15 protein-coding genes are annotated in these 15,300 nt (G+C 44.5%); 12 read left to right on the top strand and 3 right to left on the bottom strand.

Annotated elements, in window-relative coordinates; genetic code table 11:
- Positions 1-67: 67 nt before the first annotated feature.
- Positions 68-832, bottom strand: coding sequence for a type I methionyl aminopeptidase (gene map, locus ACI3E5_RS14230; RefSeq protein ID WP_005228863.1), 765 nt, complete (start codon positions 830-832; stop codon positions 68-70).
- Positions 833-1,008: 176 nt separating this feature from the next.
- Here map and ACI3E5_RS14225 point away from each other — a divergent pair, with 176 nt between their 5' ends.
- Entirely contained in the window at positions 1,009-1,455 is a 447-nt protein-coding gene (locus ACI3E5_RS14225) for a flavodoxin (RefSeq protein ID WP_015510148.1), read from the top strand.
- 55 nt (positions 1,456-1,510) lie between these two features.
- On the opposite strand, the gene ACI3E5_RS14220 is transcribed toward ACI3E5_RS14225, so the two are convergent.
- Positions 1,511-2,086, bottom strand: a complete 576-nt coding sequence (locus ACI3E5_RS14220) for a TetR/AcrR family transcriptional regulator (RefSeq protein WP_005228861.1) — start codon at positions 2,084-2,086, stop codon at positions 1,511-1,513.
- Between the two features lie 231 nt (positions 2,087-2,317).
- Between ACI3E5_RS14220 and ACI3E5_RS14215 the strand changes: the two genes are divergently transcribed.
- The 11 genes from ACI3E5_RS14215 to vanS all read left to right on the top strand — a co-directional run bounded on the left by ACI3E5_RS14215 (position 2,318) and on the right by vanS (position 13,776).
- Complete coding sequence (locus tag ACI3E5_RS14215; protein WP_015510149.1) at positions 2,318-3,553, top strand: aminopeptidase; 1,236 nt, start codon at positions 2,318-2,320, stop codon at positions 3,551-3,553.
- Positions 3,554-3,696: 143 nt separating this feature from the next.
- Positions 3,697-4,344, top strand: a complete 648-nt coding sequence (gene efaR, locus ACI3E5_RS14210; RefSeq protein WP_015510150.1) for a transcriptional regulator EfaR — start codon at positions 3,697-3,699, stop codon at positions 4,342-4,344.
- Positions 4,345-4,353: 9 nt separating this feature from the next.
- Positions 4,354-5,880, top strand: a complete 1,527-nt coding sequence (gene zwf, locus ACI3E5_RS14205; RefSeq protein ID WP_395997429.1) for a glucose-6-phosphate dehydrogenase — start codon at positions 4,354-4,356, stop codon at positions 5,878-5,880.
- Between the two features lie 103 nt (positions 5,881-5,983).
- Entirely contained in the window at positions 5,984-6,772 is a 789-nt protein-coding gene (locus ACI3E5_RS14200; protein WP_005237263.1) for a bifunctional hydroxymethylpyrimidine kinase/phosphomethylpyrimidine kinase, read from the top strand.
- The gene (locus ACI3E5_RS14195) at positions 6,769-7,248 is read left to right on the top strand and encodes an ECF transporter S component (protein ID WP_015510153.1); all 480 of its coding nucleotides are present in this window, start codon (positions 6,769-6,771) and stop codon (positions 7,246-7,248) included. The genes ACI3E5_RS14200 and ACI3E5_RS14195 overlap by 4 nt, the downstream gene beginning before the upstream one ends.
- 5 nt (positions 7,249-7,253) lie before the next feature.
- The gene (locus tag ACI3E5_RS14190; RefSeq protein WP_015510154.1) at positions 7,254-7,802 is read left to right on the top strand and encodes a TIGR01440 family protein; all 549 of its coding nucleotides are present in this window, start codon (positions 7,254-7,256) and stop codon (positions 7,800-7,802) included.
- Positions 7,803-8,141: 339 nt separating this feature from the next.
- Positions 8,142-9,194 carry a D-alanine--D-serine ligase VanC gene (vanC, locus tag ACI3E5_RS14185; protein ID WP_074536066.1) on the top strand — a complete coding sequence of 351 codons (1,053 nt, stop codon included), beginning with the start codon at positions 8,142-8,144 and terminating at the stop codon, positions 9,192-9,194.
- Entirely contained in the window at positions 9,191-9,763 is a 573-nt protein-coding gene (gene vanXY / locus ACI3E5_RS14180; protein ID WP_325815948.1) for a D,D-carboxypeptidase/D,D-dipeptidase VanXY, read from the top strand. Before vanC ends, vanXY begins: the two co-directional genes overlap by 4 nt.
- Positions 9,760-11,862: a membrane-bound serine racemase VanT gene (vanT, locus tag ACI3E5_RS14175; protein ID WP_498821964.1), complete on the top strand. Its 2,103-nt coding sequence runs from the start codon at positions 9,760-9,762 to the stop codon at positions 11,860-11,862. The genes vanXY and vanT overlap by 4 nt, the downstream gene beginning before the upstream one ends.
- Positions 11,863-11,960: 98 nt before the next feature.
- Complete coding sequence (gene vanR-C, locus ACI3E5_RS14170; RefSeq protein ID WP_005228837.1) at positions 11,961-12,656, top strand: vancomycin resistance response regulator transcription factor VanR-C; 696 nt, start codon at positions 11,961-11,963, stop codon at positions 12,654-12,656.
- Complete coding sequence (gene vanS / locus ACI3E5_RS14165; RefSeq protein WP_325815951.1) at positions 12,646-13,776, top strand: vancomycin resistance histidine kinase VanS; 1,131 nt, start codon at positions 12,646-12,648, stop codon at positions 13,774-13,776. Before vanR-C ends, vanS begins: the two co-directional genes overlap by 11 nt.
- An 83-nt stretch (positions 13,777-13,859) precedes the next feature.
- Here the strand turns inward: vanS and ACI3E5_RS14160 are convergent, their stop codons facing one another.
- Positions 13,860-15,299 (bottom strand): glutamate synthase subunit beta, encoded by a 1,440-nt coding sequence (locus tag ACI3E5_RS14160; RefSeq protein WP_121260856.1) that lies wholly within the window; start codon positions 15,297-15,299, stop codon positions 13,860-13,862.
- Between the last annotated feature and the right edge of the window lies 1 nt (position 15,300).

The following is a 15,300-nucleotide window of genomic DNA, read 5'->3' as shown; positions in this document are numbered from 1 at the left end:
GCCAGCGAATCATCTGCCTTTTTTTCTTTGTCATACGTAACAATCAGAAGTCTCCTACCGCCAAAATTTAGTAGGTTCCTTCTTCTCCTTGAGAAGTCAAAATGCGTGGCCCTTCTTTGGTGATCGCCAAACTATGCTCGTATTGGCAACTTAAGCCACCATCTAGAGTATAGGCGGTCCAGCCGTTAGGATCCATTTTCATTTTCCACGTCCCTGTATTGATCATAGGTTCGATGGTAATAACCATTCCTTCTTTTAAACGTAAGCCTTTGCCGGCTTCTCCGTAGTGAGGAATCATCGGACTTTCATGGATCGTTGGGCCAATGCCGTGTCCTACGAAATCGCGCACGACACCGTAGCCTTCTTTTTCCGCATAGGTTTGAATGGCATGACCGATGTCACCGATTCGGTTGCCAACTTGGGCTTGTTCGATTCCTAGATACAACGCTTTTTTGGTTACTTCCATTAAACGATCGATCTCAGGCGTCGAGTTTCCTACCACATAACTCCAGCAAGAATCAGAAATGGCGCCTTTTAAATCAATACACATATCAACTTTGATCAGATCGCCATCTTTCAATGGTTTTTTTCGGGGGAACCCGTGACAAATCTCATCGTTGATACTGCAGCAAGTGGCATATTTGTAATCTTCAAAACCAATTTGGGCGGCAATTCCGCCATGGCTTTCAATATAATCTCTGACAAACACTTCGATATCCCAACTGGTGATACCAGGTTTGATGAAGCTGCGTAATTGTTTGTGGACATCTGCTAACAGCGCGCCGGATTCGGCCATGCGGTCTATTTCTCTGGCAGATTTTAATGTAATCATGTTCTCGTCTCCCTTAATTAAATTCCTCTTATTTTACCATAGAAATCCCTTATTTTACAAAATTCACAGACATTGTAAAGAGTTTTTCAAGTTTTGTTTTCAATCTTTCGTGCATTTGCTATAATCTGTAAGAGAGTTTTCCTTGAGAATAGGAATGAGATTGGAGGAAAAAGCCCATGGCTTTAGCAAAAATCGTCTATGCGAGTATGACGGGGAATACGGAAGAAATTGCAGATATCGTTTCTGAAGCCCTTGAAAATCTTGACATGGAAGTTGAAATGAATGAGTGTACCCAAGTGGATGCCGATGAGTTTGAAGACGCCGATATCTGTATCGTCGCAACCTATACATACGGTGACGGTGAATTGCCTGATGAGATCGTCGATTTTTACGAAGATTTGCAAGAACTTGATTTAAGTGGCAAAATCTTTGGGGTCTGCGGCTCTGGCGATACGTTTTATGATGACTTTTGTAAGTCCGTCGATGACTTTGAAGCCGTCTTTAGTAAGACAGGTGCAACAAAAGGGGCAGATAGCGTCAAGGTCGACTTGGCTGCGGAAGAAGACGATATTCAAAACTTAGAAGCCTTTGCCAAAAAGCTAGCGGAAGCATTTGCAGAATAAAACAAGAAAACCTCTGACAAAATCACTTGTTTCTGTCGGAGGTTTTCTTGTTTGCTTAATGATAACTGATATCGATGGGTGTTTCTCTTGCTAAAATATTATCGGTGGTTTCCGTCATCAGCTTAGCAATCTGATCTTCTGTGGGATGAATGATCCCCGAAGACATCAATGCCGCTAAGCCAGTAGCGACGATCCAGACACCAGTATGCAAGGACTGTAATTTCACGTCCGATAGATCTTGATACTTTGGTTCTTTTTTTACTGATTTCACAAAAAGGTCAAATGAAAACTGCTGCATGGAATCCCCACCACCATGCTCTTCTAAGTATAGCGCTCGGTATAATCGTTTTTCTTTATTTGCAAAGCCAATATAATTTAACGTTAAGTCAACGATGACATCTCCCCGTCTTTCAACTGGAAAAACTTCTGTCGCTAAGTAGTCGTAAATCTGATTGATCAATGCATTTTTTAAGTCATCCATATTTTTAAATTCTAAGTAGATCGGTTGCGTTGAACATTTCATCTTCGCTGCGATATTGCGTGCGGTAAAACGTGTAAATCCTTCGGTTGCGACAACTTCATAGGCAGCTTTTAAAATCTGGTCTCTAGTAATAGTTTTCTTTCTTGCCATAATTTTTTAATCTCCTTAATTCTGCTATACATCGCTTTCAGAAATACCTTTTACTTATTGTATCATGTTTTTTTAAGTTTGCAAAAAAACTTTTAAAATTATTGCCCCTAGTGTTTCTAGTTTTTCAATTTGAAGACCTCTGTTTTTTTGCTCTCTTTTTCGTTTGTTTTCAAAAATACTTAGTGCTATCATGAAGACAGTTATAATTTTAGAATAAATGGAGGAATTTTAATGGTTTTACCAAACTTTAATCAGAACCTTGAAAAATATGCCCAACTGATCACAGAAGTTGGTGTGAATGTCCAAAAAGGGCACACCATCGTCATCCAAATCGCCGTGGACCAAGCACCGTTAGCTCGACTATTGACAAAAAAAGCGTATGAGCTAGGCGCTGATGAAGTAATCGTTCAATGGACCGACGATGTGGTTCAAAAAGAATTTCTTGCGCATGCAGCTGAGGATCGTTTGTCTACGATCCCTCAACACAAAATTGATCAAACAGAAGATTGGGTCGAAAAAGGTGCGAGCCGCATCAGTGTCGTTTCTGCCAATCCCGATGCGTTAGCGGGCGTTGACTCAGATCGGGTCGCCGCTTTCCAAGCAGCTTCTGGTAAGGCGATGATGAAACTGCGTCAAGCAACACAAGCCAACAAAGTCAGCTGGACCGTTGTTGCTGCTGCAGGTCAAGATTGGGCACAAAAAGTGTTCCCTGATGCTTCCCCAGAAGAAGCACAAGACAAGCTATGGGATCAAATTTTCAAAACGACGCGTATCTACGAAGAAGATCCTGTTGCTGCTTGGAAAAAACATGATGAAACACTGCAAGTCAAGGCAGAAGAATTGAACAAAGAACAATTCAGCGCATTACACTATACAGCACCGGGTACCGATTTGATCATCGGCCTACCAAAAAATCACTTGTGGGAAGGTGCTGGCAGCTACAACACCCGCAATGAAAAATTCATGGCGAACATGCCGACAGAAGAAGTCTTTACTGCCCCAGATAATCGTCGCATCGATGGCTATATTTCAAGTACGAAACCATTGAGCTACGCAGGAACGATTATTTCTGGCATGAAATTCACCTTCAAAGACGGTAAAGTCGTGGACTTTTCTGCAGAACAAGGCGAAGAAGTGTTAGGCAAATTGCTAGCGATCGATGAAGGAGCGAAATCTTTAGGTGAAGTCGCTTTAGTCCCTGACCCTTCCCCTATCTCACAATCTGGCATCATCTTCTTCAATACGTTGTTTGATGAAAATGCCTCAAACCACTTGGCTTTAGGCTCTGCTTATGCCTTCAGCTTACAAGGCGGCACTGAGATGAGTGAAGAAGAACTGGCAGCGGCTGGTTTAAACCGCAGCCAAACCCACGTAGACTTCATGGTCGGCTCTGACCAAATGTCCATCGATGGCATCAAAGAAGATGGCACCACAGTTCCTGTCTTCCGCAATGGTGATTGGGCTTAATAAAAAAAGGCTGAGGTGGAGTAGCTCCCCTCGGTCTTCTTTTTACATAGAATATTGAGAACCGGCGGCTTTTTTCATAGTAATCAGCTGGCTTTTTTGATAAAATCTACTTTGATAGTCTTTGATAAGAGAGGATGGATCCGATGACACCAAATCGTGAAGATTATTTAAAGCTCATCTTAGAGCTTGGTGGTGACCAAAAGAAGATCAATAACAAACAAATCGTGTCAGGTCTGGACGTCTCAGCAGCTTCAGTAAGTGAAATGATTTCAAAATTATTAAAAGAAGGCTTAGTGGAACATTCACCTTATCAAGGGGTACAGTTGACTGAAACTGGTTTAGCTTCTGCAAGTGCCCTCATTCGTAAGCATCGTTTATGGGAAGTCTTTCTTGTGGAGCACCTGCATTATTCATGGAATGAAGTTCATGATGACGCAGAAGTTTTAGAACATGTCACCTCAGAAACGTTGGCGAGCCGCTTAGAAGCCTACCTTGATCATCCTCGGTATTGCCCACATGGGGGAATGATTCCTGAACAAGGAGAACTCATTCACGAAGGCGAAAAAAACACCATGAGTTCTTATCCGGTAGGAACCAAGATTCGTATCGCCCGTGTCCTTGACGAACGAGAACTGCTGGATTATCTCGTTTCGATCAAATTGAATATTCATGAAGAATACGAGATCATCGATGCGGCAGCATACGAGGGTCCGATTACGATCAAAAATGACACAAAAGAAATTGCTGTCAGCTACAAAGCCGCCAGCACGATTTTTGTCGATAAACTGTAAGGAGTGAAGATGATGGAAAAAAAGGTCCTTTTTACGATTTTTGGCGGTACGGGCGACCTTGCCCAACGCAAACTATATCCTTCTTTGTTTCGGTTGTACAAAAAAGGCGATTTGAAAGAAGATTTTGCAGTCATTGGTACTGCACGCCGTCCTTGGTCGGATGAACACTATCGTGAAGTGGTGATAGGTACAATCAAAGAGTTGAGTGACTCACAAGAACAAGCAGAGACATTCGCTTCTCATTTCTACTACCAATCACATGATGTAACAGATACGAGCCATTATGATTCATTAAAGGATTTGGCGGAAACCTTAGATCAGAAATACCATTTAGAAGGCAATCAGATTTTTTACTTAGCAATGTCCCCTAATTTCTTTGGGACGATCGTTTCTCACTTAAAATCCCAAGGAATGCTGGATACTGACGGCTACCATCGGGTGATCATCGAGAAACCGTTTGGAAGCGACTATAATTCAGCAAAAGAATTGAATGAAGAGATCAATCAAGTCTTTACGGAACAAGAAATCTACCGAATCGATCACTATTTAGGAAAAGAAATGATCCAAAATATTTCTGCGATTCGTTTTGCCAATAACATTTTTGAGTCAATGTGGAACAATCGTTACATTGACAATGTTCAGATCAATATCGCAGAAAACTTAGGCGTAGAAGAACGCGGCGGCTATTATGATAAGAGCGGTGCCTTGAAGGATATGGTCCAAAATCATATTCTGCAGATTCTTTCCTTATTAGCCATGGAACCGCCAGTGGCTTTTTCTGAAAAAGAATTACGGACAGAAAAAATCAAAGCCTTAAATGCGATCCGTATCTACTCCGAAGAAGAAGTGAAACAACACTTCGTACGTGGTCAATACGATAAGGGACAATTAGAAGAAAAGAAATTTGTTGGCTACCGTGAAGAAGCCAATGTGGATGAAGAATCGGCAACGGAAACCTTCGTTGCTGGGAAATTTTTGATCGATAACTTCCGCTGGTCCGGCGTACCATTTTATGTGCGCACTGGGAAACGGTTGACGGAAAAAGGCACTCGCATCAACATTGTCTTTAAACAAGTCCCAGTCAATGTCTTTAAGCAAGACCTAAATGAACAAAAGCAAATCGAGAGTTTGGCACCGAATGTGCTGACGATTTACATTCAACCGACGGAAGGCTTCTCTCTTTCCTTGAACGGAAAAGAAATTGGCCAAGGGTTTGAGACATTGCCAGTGAAGCTCGATTACCGAAATAGTACTGAAATCGTCGAAAACACCCCTGAAGCTTACGAAAAACTGATTCTAGATGCCTTGAACGGTGATGGCACTAACTTTACCCACTGGGATGAAGTTGCCCAATCTTGGCGCATCGTTGATGTGATCCGTCACGCTTGGGACCAAGAAACACCTGATTTTCCAAACTATGCCGCAGGAACGATGGGCCCCCAAGCAGCCTATGATCTCTTAGCTGCCGATGGCTTTGAATGGATCTGGCGTCCCGATGAATGGTATCGTGAGCGAGATTTACTAAATGAGAAATAAGCAAATGGTCAATTGGATGAGGAAAAAACATCCAATTGGCCGTTTTTCTTTTTTACCGACTGTTTATAATAGAAAGAAATGAGAAATGAAAGGAGCAGCAGACATGAAACAAGTCTTATCGATCGCCGGTCTCGACAGTTTGGCAGGTGGCGGCATGACGGCTGATTTGAAAACATTTGAGGAATTCGGGGTGTTTGGCCATGCCCTATTAACATGTGTGGTCGCCATCAAGGATGATCTTATGTTCCATGATCTCCCTGAGCCTGTGATCCAAGCACAGCTGGATTCACTGCGCTCGGTCGTATCCCTAGATGCAATCAAAATCGGGCTGCTTCATCAAACGGCCATCATTGAATTGCTGCGAGATTTTTTACAAACATTTACCGGACCGATCGTGCTCGATCCCGTTCTCGCCTTCAAAGAAGGAGATACTGCCTTTAACCACTCCTATCAAGCAGGATTGATCTCATTGTTTCCTTACACAGCATTAGTGACACCTAATCTGCTCGAAGCACAACACTTATCTGGACAAAGCATTACCTCTTTAGCAGAGATGAAAACGGCGGCAAAAAAAATCCATGCGCTTGGTGCCCCAAATGTTCTGATCAAAGGTGGCAGTCGACTAACTGGGGAAACAGCCTATGATGTTTTGTATCAAGAAGGACAATTTACCGTTTTTGAGGCAGAAAAAAGTACGCGAACCACAACCAACGGTGCTGGCTGTACCCTCTCATCAGCGATTGCCGCAATGCTTGCTAAAGGCACTTCGTTGGAAGCAGCTATCCAAACCGCAAAAGCATTTGTTTGGGCAGGGATTGAAGACGGTTTGCCTTTAGGTACCTCTGGCAACGTCAATCAGCTCGCCTATTTTAAAAAGGAGGAACACCTATGAAAGTAAGAAACCTAACGACGATCGCTATGCTGACGGCACTCACGTGTGCACTTTCTTTGACCTTTATCATTCCTGTTCCTCAAACGAAGGGCTTTGTGACCTTATGTGAAGCAGGGATCTATATCTCGGCCCTTTTGTTCGGACCTAGCGCGGGTGCCTTCGTCGGTGGAATGAGCGGCGGCATCATTGATTTTCTATCAGGTTACCCTGAATGGGCCTTCTTTTCCATCGTGATCCATGGTGTGCAAGGCTGGATCGTAGGTAGAATGAGCCATCGGCCACTAGCAGCCGTCATTGTCGGCAGTTTAATCATGATCGCCGGCTATGCAGCAGCAACGGTTTTGCTATTCGGTTTAGGCGCTGGGATCGCCTCGATCCCAAGTAATTTGATCCAAACGGTCTTTGGCAGCATCGTTGCTTTACCCCTGACGCATGCCTTGCGCCGCACGAAAAAGTTTTCTTTAAATGAAAGGTGATTCTTATGACAGATATCAATCAATTAAAAACGGATTTAACTACGATCGTTGAAGAAGTCATTACGACAGCGAATGTTGGTGAAAATGATCTTTTTGTCCTTGGTTGTTCAACAAGTGAAGTCGTGGGCGGCTTGATTGGCAAAAATTCCAGTCAAGAAGTAGGCATGGTTATCGTTGAAACACTACGAGCGATCTTGCGTCCCAAAAATATTCATTTAGCCGTTCAAGGCTGTGAACATCTCAATCGGGCTTTAGCTGTTGAGCGTGAAACGGCTCGACTATATCAATTAGAAGAAGTCGCAGTAGTGCCCCAGTTGCATGCAGGCGGTGCTTGCTCAGTTGCCGCTTTCCAGCTGTTCGATGAGCCTATTGAAGTGGAGCACATAGTAGCAAAAGCTGGCATCGATATTGGCGACACAGCAATCGGCATGCATGTCAAACATGTTCAAATCCCGATCCGTCCCTCTATCAAGTCACTCGGCGCTGCCCATGTCACAGCTCTGGGATCACGGCCCAAATATATTGGTGGTCCTCGTGCGCATTACGCACAATAAGCGAATCGTATAATAATCGAAAAGCCCTCATCAAAAAGAAAAAGCATGCTTTTGCGTGCTTTTTTTGTGTCACCGTTCCTGCTATTGCCTCCCCCTTTCCTTCAGAGTGCTTTTTTTTCACTATTTTTTCCACTCCATCTTATGGCAGCTTTTTCTACTTCAAAGGCAAGTTTCTTTCTGGTGTAAAAGGAGCGGCAGCTGTCGCTTTCCTTTTGTCATAAATTCGTCAGAATTTCATCACAAAAAGAAAAGAAAGATACCAGTAAGCCCGCAAATTTCTTTTTTCTTTCCTTGATAGACTAAATGTAGTAAGAATCGAAAAGCGGAAGGAAGAAAAACATGAAAAAAATCGCCATTATTTTTGGAGGCAATTCACCGGAATACACCGTTTCTTTAGCTTCAGCAACTAGCGCAATCGAAGCACTCCAATCATCTCCCTATGACTACGACCTCTCTTTGATCGGGATCGCCCCAGATGCTATGGATTGGTACTTGTATACAGGAGAACTGGAAAACATCCGACAAGACACGTGGTTGTTGGATACGAAACATAAACAGAAAATACAGCCGCTATTTGAAGGAAACGGCTTTTGGCTAAGTGAAGAGCAGCAAACGTTGGTACCTGATGTTTTATTTCCCATTATGCATGGCAAATATGGGGAAGATGGCAGTATCCAAGGATTGTTTGAATTGATGAAGCTGCCTTATGTAGGTTGCGGGGTGGCAGCCTCTGCCTTATGTATGAACAAATGGCTGCTGCATCAAGCTGCAGCAGCCATTGGCGTACAAAGTGCTCCTACGATTCTCTTGACAAATCAAGCCAACCAGCAAGAACAAATCGAAGCTTTTATCCAGACCCATGGCTTTCCAGTTTTCTTTAAGCCTAATGAAGCGGGCTCCTCAAAAGGGATCACTAAAGTCACCTGCGTTGAAGAAATCGCTTCTGCCTTAAAAGAAGCCTTTACTTATTGTTCCGCAGTGCTCCTACAAAAAAATATTGCCGGTGTTGAGATCGGTTGCGGTATTTTGGGCAACGACTCTTTGACTGTCGGTGCTTGTGACGCCATTTCATTAGTAGACGGCTTTTTCGATTTTGAAGAAAAGTACCAGCTGATCAGCGCCAAAATCACCGTCCCTGCGCCATTGCCTGAAACGATTGAAACCAAGGTCAAAGAACAAGCTCAGCTGCTCTATCGTAGTCTTGGTCTTAAAGGTCTTGCTCGCATCGACTTTTTTGTCACGGATCAAGGAGAACTATACTTGAATGAAATCAATACTATGCCGGGCTTTACGAGTCACTCCCGCTATCCTGCCATGATGGCAGCGGTCGGCTTATCCTATCAAGAACTACTACAAAAACTGCTTGTCTTAGCAAAGGAGGAAGTCAAATGAATCCCTATCTACAGTTAGTTAGCAAAGAATTTCCGTTAGAAAAAAACCAAGAACCCCCTCATTTAGTCCTTGCTGCCTTCAGCGAAGACGAGGTTTACTTGCAGCCAGAAGCAGCCAAACAATGGGAACGGCTCGTCAAAGCTTTAAAGCTTGAAGACGAGATCTGCTTATTAGATGGCTACCGAACCGAAAAGCAGCAACGGTATTTATGGGAATATTCCTTGAAAGAAAATGGGCTAGCCTATACGAAACAATTTGTGGCGTTGCCCGGTTGCAGTGAACATCAGTTAGGCTTAGCGATCGATGTTGGTTTAAAGGGCAGCCAGGATGATTTGATCTGCCCACGATTTCGTGACAGCGCAGCCGCTGATTTATTTACCCAGGAAATGATGAACTATGGGTTTATTTTACGCTATCCCGCAGACAAACAGGAAATTACAGGGATTGGCTATGAACCGTGGCATTTTCGTTATGTTGGTCTGCCTCATAGTCAAATCATCGCCAGTCAACAGTGGACCTTGGAAGAATACCATCAACACCTTGAACAAACTGCGAGGCAGTTCGCATGAAGAAGAATCAAGGAATCGAGCAATTCCGGGTGATTTTGGCGATGATGGTGGTGGCGATCCACTGTCTGCCTCTTCACCGCTTATGGCCTGACGGTGATATCCTGATCACGTTGACGCTCTTCAGAATTGCCGTCCCCTTCTTTTTTATGATCAGCGGATATTACGTGTTCAGCGACTTAGCCACCCAAAACAGCTATCCTGCCAGACAGCGTGTCTGGCAGTTTATTAAAAAGCAGCTGCAAGTCTACCTCATAGCCACACTGCTCTTTTTGCCGCTTGCTTGGTACAGCGGCATGCTTGGGTTGAACATGCCGCTGGGCACCTTTATCCAAACATTGTTGGTCACTGGCATTCTTTACCATCTTTGGTATTTTCCTGCGATCATTACCGGCAGTCTACTAGTGATGGGCCTCTTGACACGGCTTTCTTTCAAGCAAGTGTTTTTCATTGCTGTCGGTTTGTATGTGGTTGGTTTAGGTGGGGACAGTTGGTCTGGCCTGGCTGCACAAACACCCATTACGCCACTCTATTCACTGATTTTTCAACTATTGGATGGAACTCGCAACGGCATTTTCTTTGCTCCTTTGTTTTTGATCTTAGGGGTACTAGCCAGAAGATTTTCCAAGAAACCAGCTTCTCCCCATCGCTATAGTTATCTGCTGATCAGTCTGATTTGCTTGCTTTTGGAAAGTTACCTTTTGCATCACTTTACCACGCCGAAACATGACAGCATGTATGTTTTTTTGCCCTTCGTCCTGTTGTTTTTATTTCCGATCATCCAGCAATGGCAAGCACCCATAATCTGGAAACAAGCGGGTCGACTGTCCCTTTGGCTCTATTTGCTCCATCCTTATACCATTGCAGTGACCCATTTTCTTAGTCAAAAGCTGCCCTTGCTGCAAAACAATCTGATCAATTTCTTCGTGGTCTTAGGACTGACCATTGGGGTGGTGCAAGGTCTCTTTGCTTTGCAAAAGCTGTTCCCGTTTTCGAAAAAAACGCCGCCCAAATTGCAGCGCGCAGCCAAAGAATTTTCCGCCCCCGCTTTGTTGCACAACCTGCAGGAAATCAAGCGATTGATCCCAGCAACAACAAAAGTGATGGCGGTGGTTAAAGCGGATGCTTATGGTTGTGATGCGAAGACGGTCGCCAGTACCCTAGAAAGAGCCGGCGTTGATTTCTTTGCCGTTGCTACCCTTGAAGAAGCCATTGAATTACGGCGAGCTGGCATCAAAAGTCGCTTACTGATTTTAGGGTACACTTCTGCCCAACGTGCCAAAGAGCTGAAACATTATTCCTTGATTCAAACCATCGTTAGTGAGGCCCATGGGCATGCTTTAGCCCAAACAAGCATTCCGATCGAATGCCATTTAGCGGTAGATACTGGTATGCACCGCTTAGGCGTTGCACCTGATCTTGAGACAGTTACTGGACTTTACGCCTTGCCATCTCTCAAGATTACGGGCATTTTTTCCCATCTAGGCTCTTCAGATCAGCTGGATACGACAAGTATCTTGCGGACACAAGCCCAAATCACTTGTTTTGATGATCTGTTGGCTGGCTTATCCGCTAGAAATATCGTCTATGGACTAACACATCTGCAAAGCAGCTACGGAATATTGAATTACCCAGAGAAACACTATGATTATGTACGTCCAGGTATTCTTCTAACTGGTTCATTGAGCGTCCCGAACGAACCAACGAAGCAGAAGATAAACGTACAGCCAATTTTGACACTCAAAGCCTTACTGGTAGACAAAAAAACAGTTGCCGCTGGTGAAGCGATCGGCTATGGATTAGGCACTGTTTTTGATCGACCAGCCACGATCGGGATCGTTAGCATCGGCTACTGTGACGGGGTTCCACGTGCCCTATCAAACCAAGGGTTCCAACTTTCTTATCAGGGTGCTTTACTCCCGCAGATTGGGTTGGTTTGTATGGATATGCTCTTGATCGATTTAACGGACTATCCAGAACTGGCGGTCGAAAGTTCGCTCGAAGTAATCAGCGATTGGACGACTACCGCTGATCAAGCACAAACCATTACCAATGAATTGATCAGCCGCCTAGGTTCCCGCATCACCTCTAGTTCAAAGTAGAAAACGAATGCATTCGCTTACCGATTACGGTATGATGAGTGTAGAGTAAATGGTAGTGTAAATGAAAAATGATCGTAGATAGTTGGAGTGAATCAAGGATGGCAGAAAAAATAATTGTTGTTGATGATGAAAAAGAAATCGCGGAGTTAGTCACGACGTTTCTAAGGAATGAAGGCTTCCAAGTAGAACCTTTTTATGATGGAACGAGCGCTTTGGCCTATCTTGAAAAAGAAACGGTCGACGTGGCGGTTTTAGATGTGATGCTGCCGGATATCGACGGCTTCCAGCTGTTGCAGCAAATTCGTAAGACCCACTTTTTCCCAGTACTGATGCTCACGGCAAAAGGGGAAGACTTGGATAAAATCACCGGTCTAAGCCTTGGGGCAGATGATTATGTGACCAAGCCCTTCAATCCTTTAGAAGTCGTTGCTCGGGTCAAAACGCAGCTGCGGCGATACCAGCGTTACAACCAGTCAGCGAATCCCCAGAAGATTGAAGAATACGAAAAGGAAGGCTTACTGTTGAAAATCAACAGCCACCAATGTTTTCTTTATGGCAAAGAGGTTTTCTTGACCCCCATCGAATTTAAAATCTTGCTTTACTTATTTGAACACCAAGGATCGGTCGTTGCCTCGGAAACCCTTTTTGAAGCAGTTTGGAAAGAAAAGTATTTAGACAACAATAACACAGTGATGGCACATATCGCCCGTTTGCGGGAAAAACTGAACGAACAACCCCGCAAACCGAAATTAATCAAAACCGTATGGGGGGTCGGCTATATCATTGAAAAATAGAAGTCCATTGATCCGCAAGCTCTTGACCCAATACTTTATCACCACGGGCATCTTGATGGCGATCTTGATCATCATTCCTTTCGCAGTACGCTTCGTTGCTGGAATGAGGGTCTGGTATGGCTATGAACCCATTTATCAAATTTTACGACTTTTTGCTGACTATTGGCTTCTTTGCTTAGCCATCGGGGCCTTACTGATTTGGGTGAGCACAACGATTTATTATATGAGTAAAGCTATCAGTTATTTGAATGAAACGATCCAAGCCACAAACCAACTGATTGCCGAACCCACGAAGCGAATCGTTCTTTCCAGCAATATGATTGATGTGCAAGAAGAAATGAACCAGTTGCGAGAGAAAAACTTACAGGATCAACGAGCCGCCAAAGAAGCGGAACAACGAAAAAATGATTTGATCGTCTATCTCGCACATGATTTACGAACGCCTTTGACCAGTGTGATCGGCTATTTGACGCTTTTAGAAGAGGAACCGCAGCTTTCTACCGAACTACGCGCACGCTATACGAAGATCGCCTTGCAAAAAGCCCAACGGCTGGAACTATTGATCAGCGAATTTTTCGAAATTACCCGCTTTAATCTTACAACGATCGCCTTGCAAACTGAAACCACGGATTTGAGCTTGATGCTGGAACAGTTGACGTTTGAATTTTTGCCGCTGTTAGAAGAAAAAAATCTCCATTGGCAACTTCAGCTACAGAAAAAAGTCTTTGCGACCGTTGATACGGAGAAAATGGAACGCGTTTTTGACAACTTGATCCGCAATGCCATCAATTATAGCTATCCTAACTCCCCTTTGCGATTAGCCATCAGCGAGTCTGATGATATCCTGATTCGTTTGACCAATCAAGGAAAAACGATCCCAGCTGAAAAGATCGGCTTGATTTTTGAGCCTTTCTACCGCATGGATGTTTCCCGAGCAACAGCGACGGGTGGGACGGGTCTTGGTTTGCCGATCGCTAAAGAAATCGTTGAAGCATTAGGTGGAAAGATTTGGGCGGAAAGCCGTGATGAAACCATCGTCTTTTCGATTCGCCTACCGAAGGCAGCAATGGAAAAAAATGAACAGCTGTCTAAGCCCCATCCATCTGAACCAATCGCTTAACAGGCAAACAACCTGAGCATTTCGCTGCTCCCCTTCTAATTCAGAAGGAGGAATAGCTGCTCAGGTTGTTTTTTATTGATTGCTTATTGATACACCAACGATCGTAACGCTTGATCGACTTTTTCTGCCGCTAAGCGTCCTTCACGAATCGCCCAGATGACTAAACTCGGTCCTCGTTTGGCATCTCCTGCGACTAACACTCGTTCATTGTTCGTCGTGTAATCATCGTACACTTCTCGCACACCAAAGGCATCGAAGAGTTGGGTCTCTGCACCAACAAAGCCCATTGCCAGCAAGACCAAATCCGCCTGGATCACTTGCTCTGTGCCAGGGATCGGCTGAAACTGTTGATCTACTGAGACCGTTTCGATGGCGATCAACTGGCCGCGTTCGGCGCCGATAAAGGCCGTTGTGGACACTCCATGATACGTCACTTGTGTTTGTAGCACTTCAGCCGCTTCTTCTTGCCCATATCCTGTGCGAGCTGTCATTGGGTATTCTGGCCAAGGATTGCTGTCGGTCCGTGTCAATGGCAGTTGGGGCGTGATCTCCAATTGACGCACAGAAGCGGCTCCTTGCCGAATCGCTGAACCAATACAGTCATTTCCAGTGTCGCCGCCACCAATCACGATAACATGCTTGCCAGCAAGTTTTTTACTTGTTGCCGCTTTGCCATGCTTTAACACATCTTTGGTTGCTTCCGTCAGATAATCGACTGCAAATTGCACCCCAGTCAATTCACGACCTGGAATCTTCAAGTCACGAGGAACACTAGCTCCTGTTGCCAAGATGACCCGATCATACTGAGCGGCCAATTCTTCTGCTGACAAGTCACGACCGATCTCCGTATTAGCGACAAAGGTCACGCCTAGCTCTGCCATCAAGTCAATCCGTCGCTGAACGACGTCTTTATCTAATTTCATATTTGGAATACCGTACATCAGTAAACCGCCAAAGCGATCACTGCGTTCATAGACCGTCACTTGATGCCCTAGTTGATTCAAGCGCCATGCAGCGGATAAACCAGCTGGTCCGCTGCCGACGATGGCAACTTTGAACCCAGTCGCTTCTTGAGGCAATCCCGAGGCTTTGACCCAATCATTTTCAAAAGCAGTATCGATAATAAAGCGTTCATTGTCGTGGATCGTGACACCTGAGCCATTCAGTGCTTCGGTACAGCCTTTTTCACAAGGAGCTGGACAAACACGACCAGTCATTTCAGGTAATGGGTTGGTTTTGGCAAGACGCTCAAAAGCGGCTTGGAAACGCCCTTGATAAACCAAGTCATTCCATTCAGGAATCAGGTTGTCATTGGGACAACCTGAAACCGCTCGTTGCCCCCCGTAAAAAGAACCGGTATGACAAAAAGGAATCCCGCAGTTCATACAGCGTGCTGCTTGCTCTTGACGCTCATTTTCAGGCAATGGCGTCTGTAATTCTTGCCAGTCTTCGATTCGTTCTGCCACTGGTCGGGTAGGATTTTCTACTCTTGGGTACTTTAAAAAACCAAATGGATCTGCCATA

This window comes from Candidatus Enterococcus avicola, assembly GCF_047470845.1.
GTDB lineage: Bacteria > Bacillota > Bacilli > Lactobacillales > Enterococcaceae > Enterococcus_D > Enterococcus_D casseliflavus.
Note: the sequence above shows the minus strand (reverse complement) of the source record. Positions and strands in the feature narration are given on the sequence as shown.

Coding starts and splice junctions, on each gene's coding strand:
- map (WP_005228863.1), bottom strand. CDS start 832: ATGATTACATTAAAATCTGCCAGAGAAATAGACCGCATGGCCGAATCC.
- ACI3E5_RS14225 (WP_015510148.1), top strand. CDS start 1,009: ATGGCTTTAGCAAAAATCGTCTATGCGAGTATGACGGGGAATACGGAA.
- ACI3E5_RS14220 (WP_005228861.1), bottom strand. CDS start 2,086: ATGGCAAGAAAGAAAACTATTACTAGAGACCAGATTTTAAAAGCTGCC.
- ACI3E5_RS14215 (WP_015510149.1), top strand. CDS start 2,318: ATGGTTTTACCAAACTTTAATCAGAACCTTGAAAAATATGCCCAACTG.
- efaR (WP_015510150.1), top strand. CDS start 3,697: ATGACACCAAATCGTGAAGATTATTTAAAGCTCATCTTAGAGCTTGGT.
- zwf (WP_395997429.1), top strand. CDS start 4,354: ATGATGGAAAAAAAGGTCCTTTTTACGATTTTTGGCGGTACGGGCGAC.
- ACI3E5_RS14200 (WP_005237263.1), top strand. CDS start 5,984: ATGAAACAAGTCTTATCGATCGCCGGTCTCGACAGTTTGGCAGGTGGC.
- ACI3E5_RS14195 (WP_015510153.1), top strand. CDS start 6,769: ATGAAAGTAAGAAACCTAACGACGATCGCTATGCTGACGGCACTCACG.
- ACI3E5_RS14190 (WP_015510154.1), top strand. CDS start 7,254: ATGACAGATATCAATCAATTAAAAACGGATTTAACTACGATCGTTGAA.
- vanC (WP_074536066.1), top strand. CDS start 8,142: ATGAAAAAAATCGCCATTATTTTTGGAGGCAATTCACCGGAATACACC.
- vanXY (WP_325815948.1), top strand. CDS start 9,191: ATGAATCCCTATCTACAGTTAGTTAGCAAAGAATTTCCGTTAGAAAAA.
- vanT (WP_498821964.1), top strand. CDS start 9,760: ATGAAGAAGAATCAAGGAATCGAGCAATTCCGGGTGATTTTGGCGATG.
- vanR-C (WP_005228837.1), top strand. CDS start 11,961: ATGGCAGAAAAAATAATTGTTGTTGATGATGAAAAAGAAATCGCGGAG.
- ACI3E5_RS14160 (WP_121260856.1), bottom strand. CDS start 15,299: ATGGCAGATCCATTTGGTTTTTTAAAGTACCCAAGAGTAGAAAATCCT.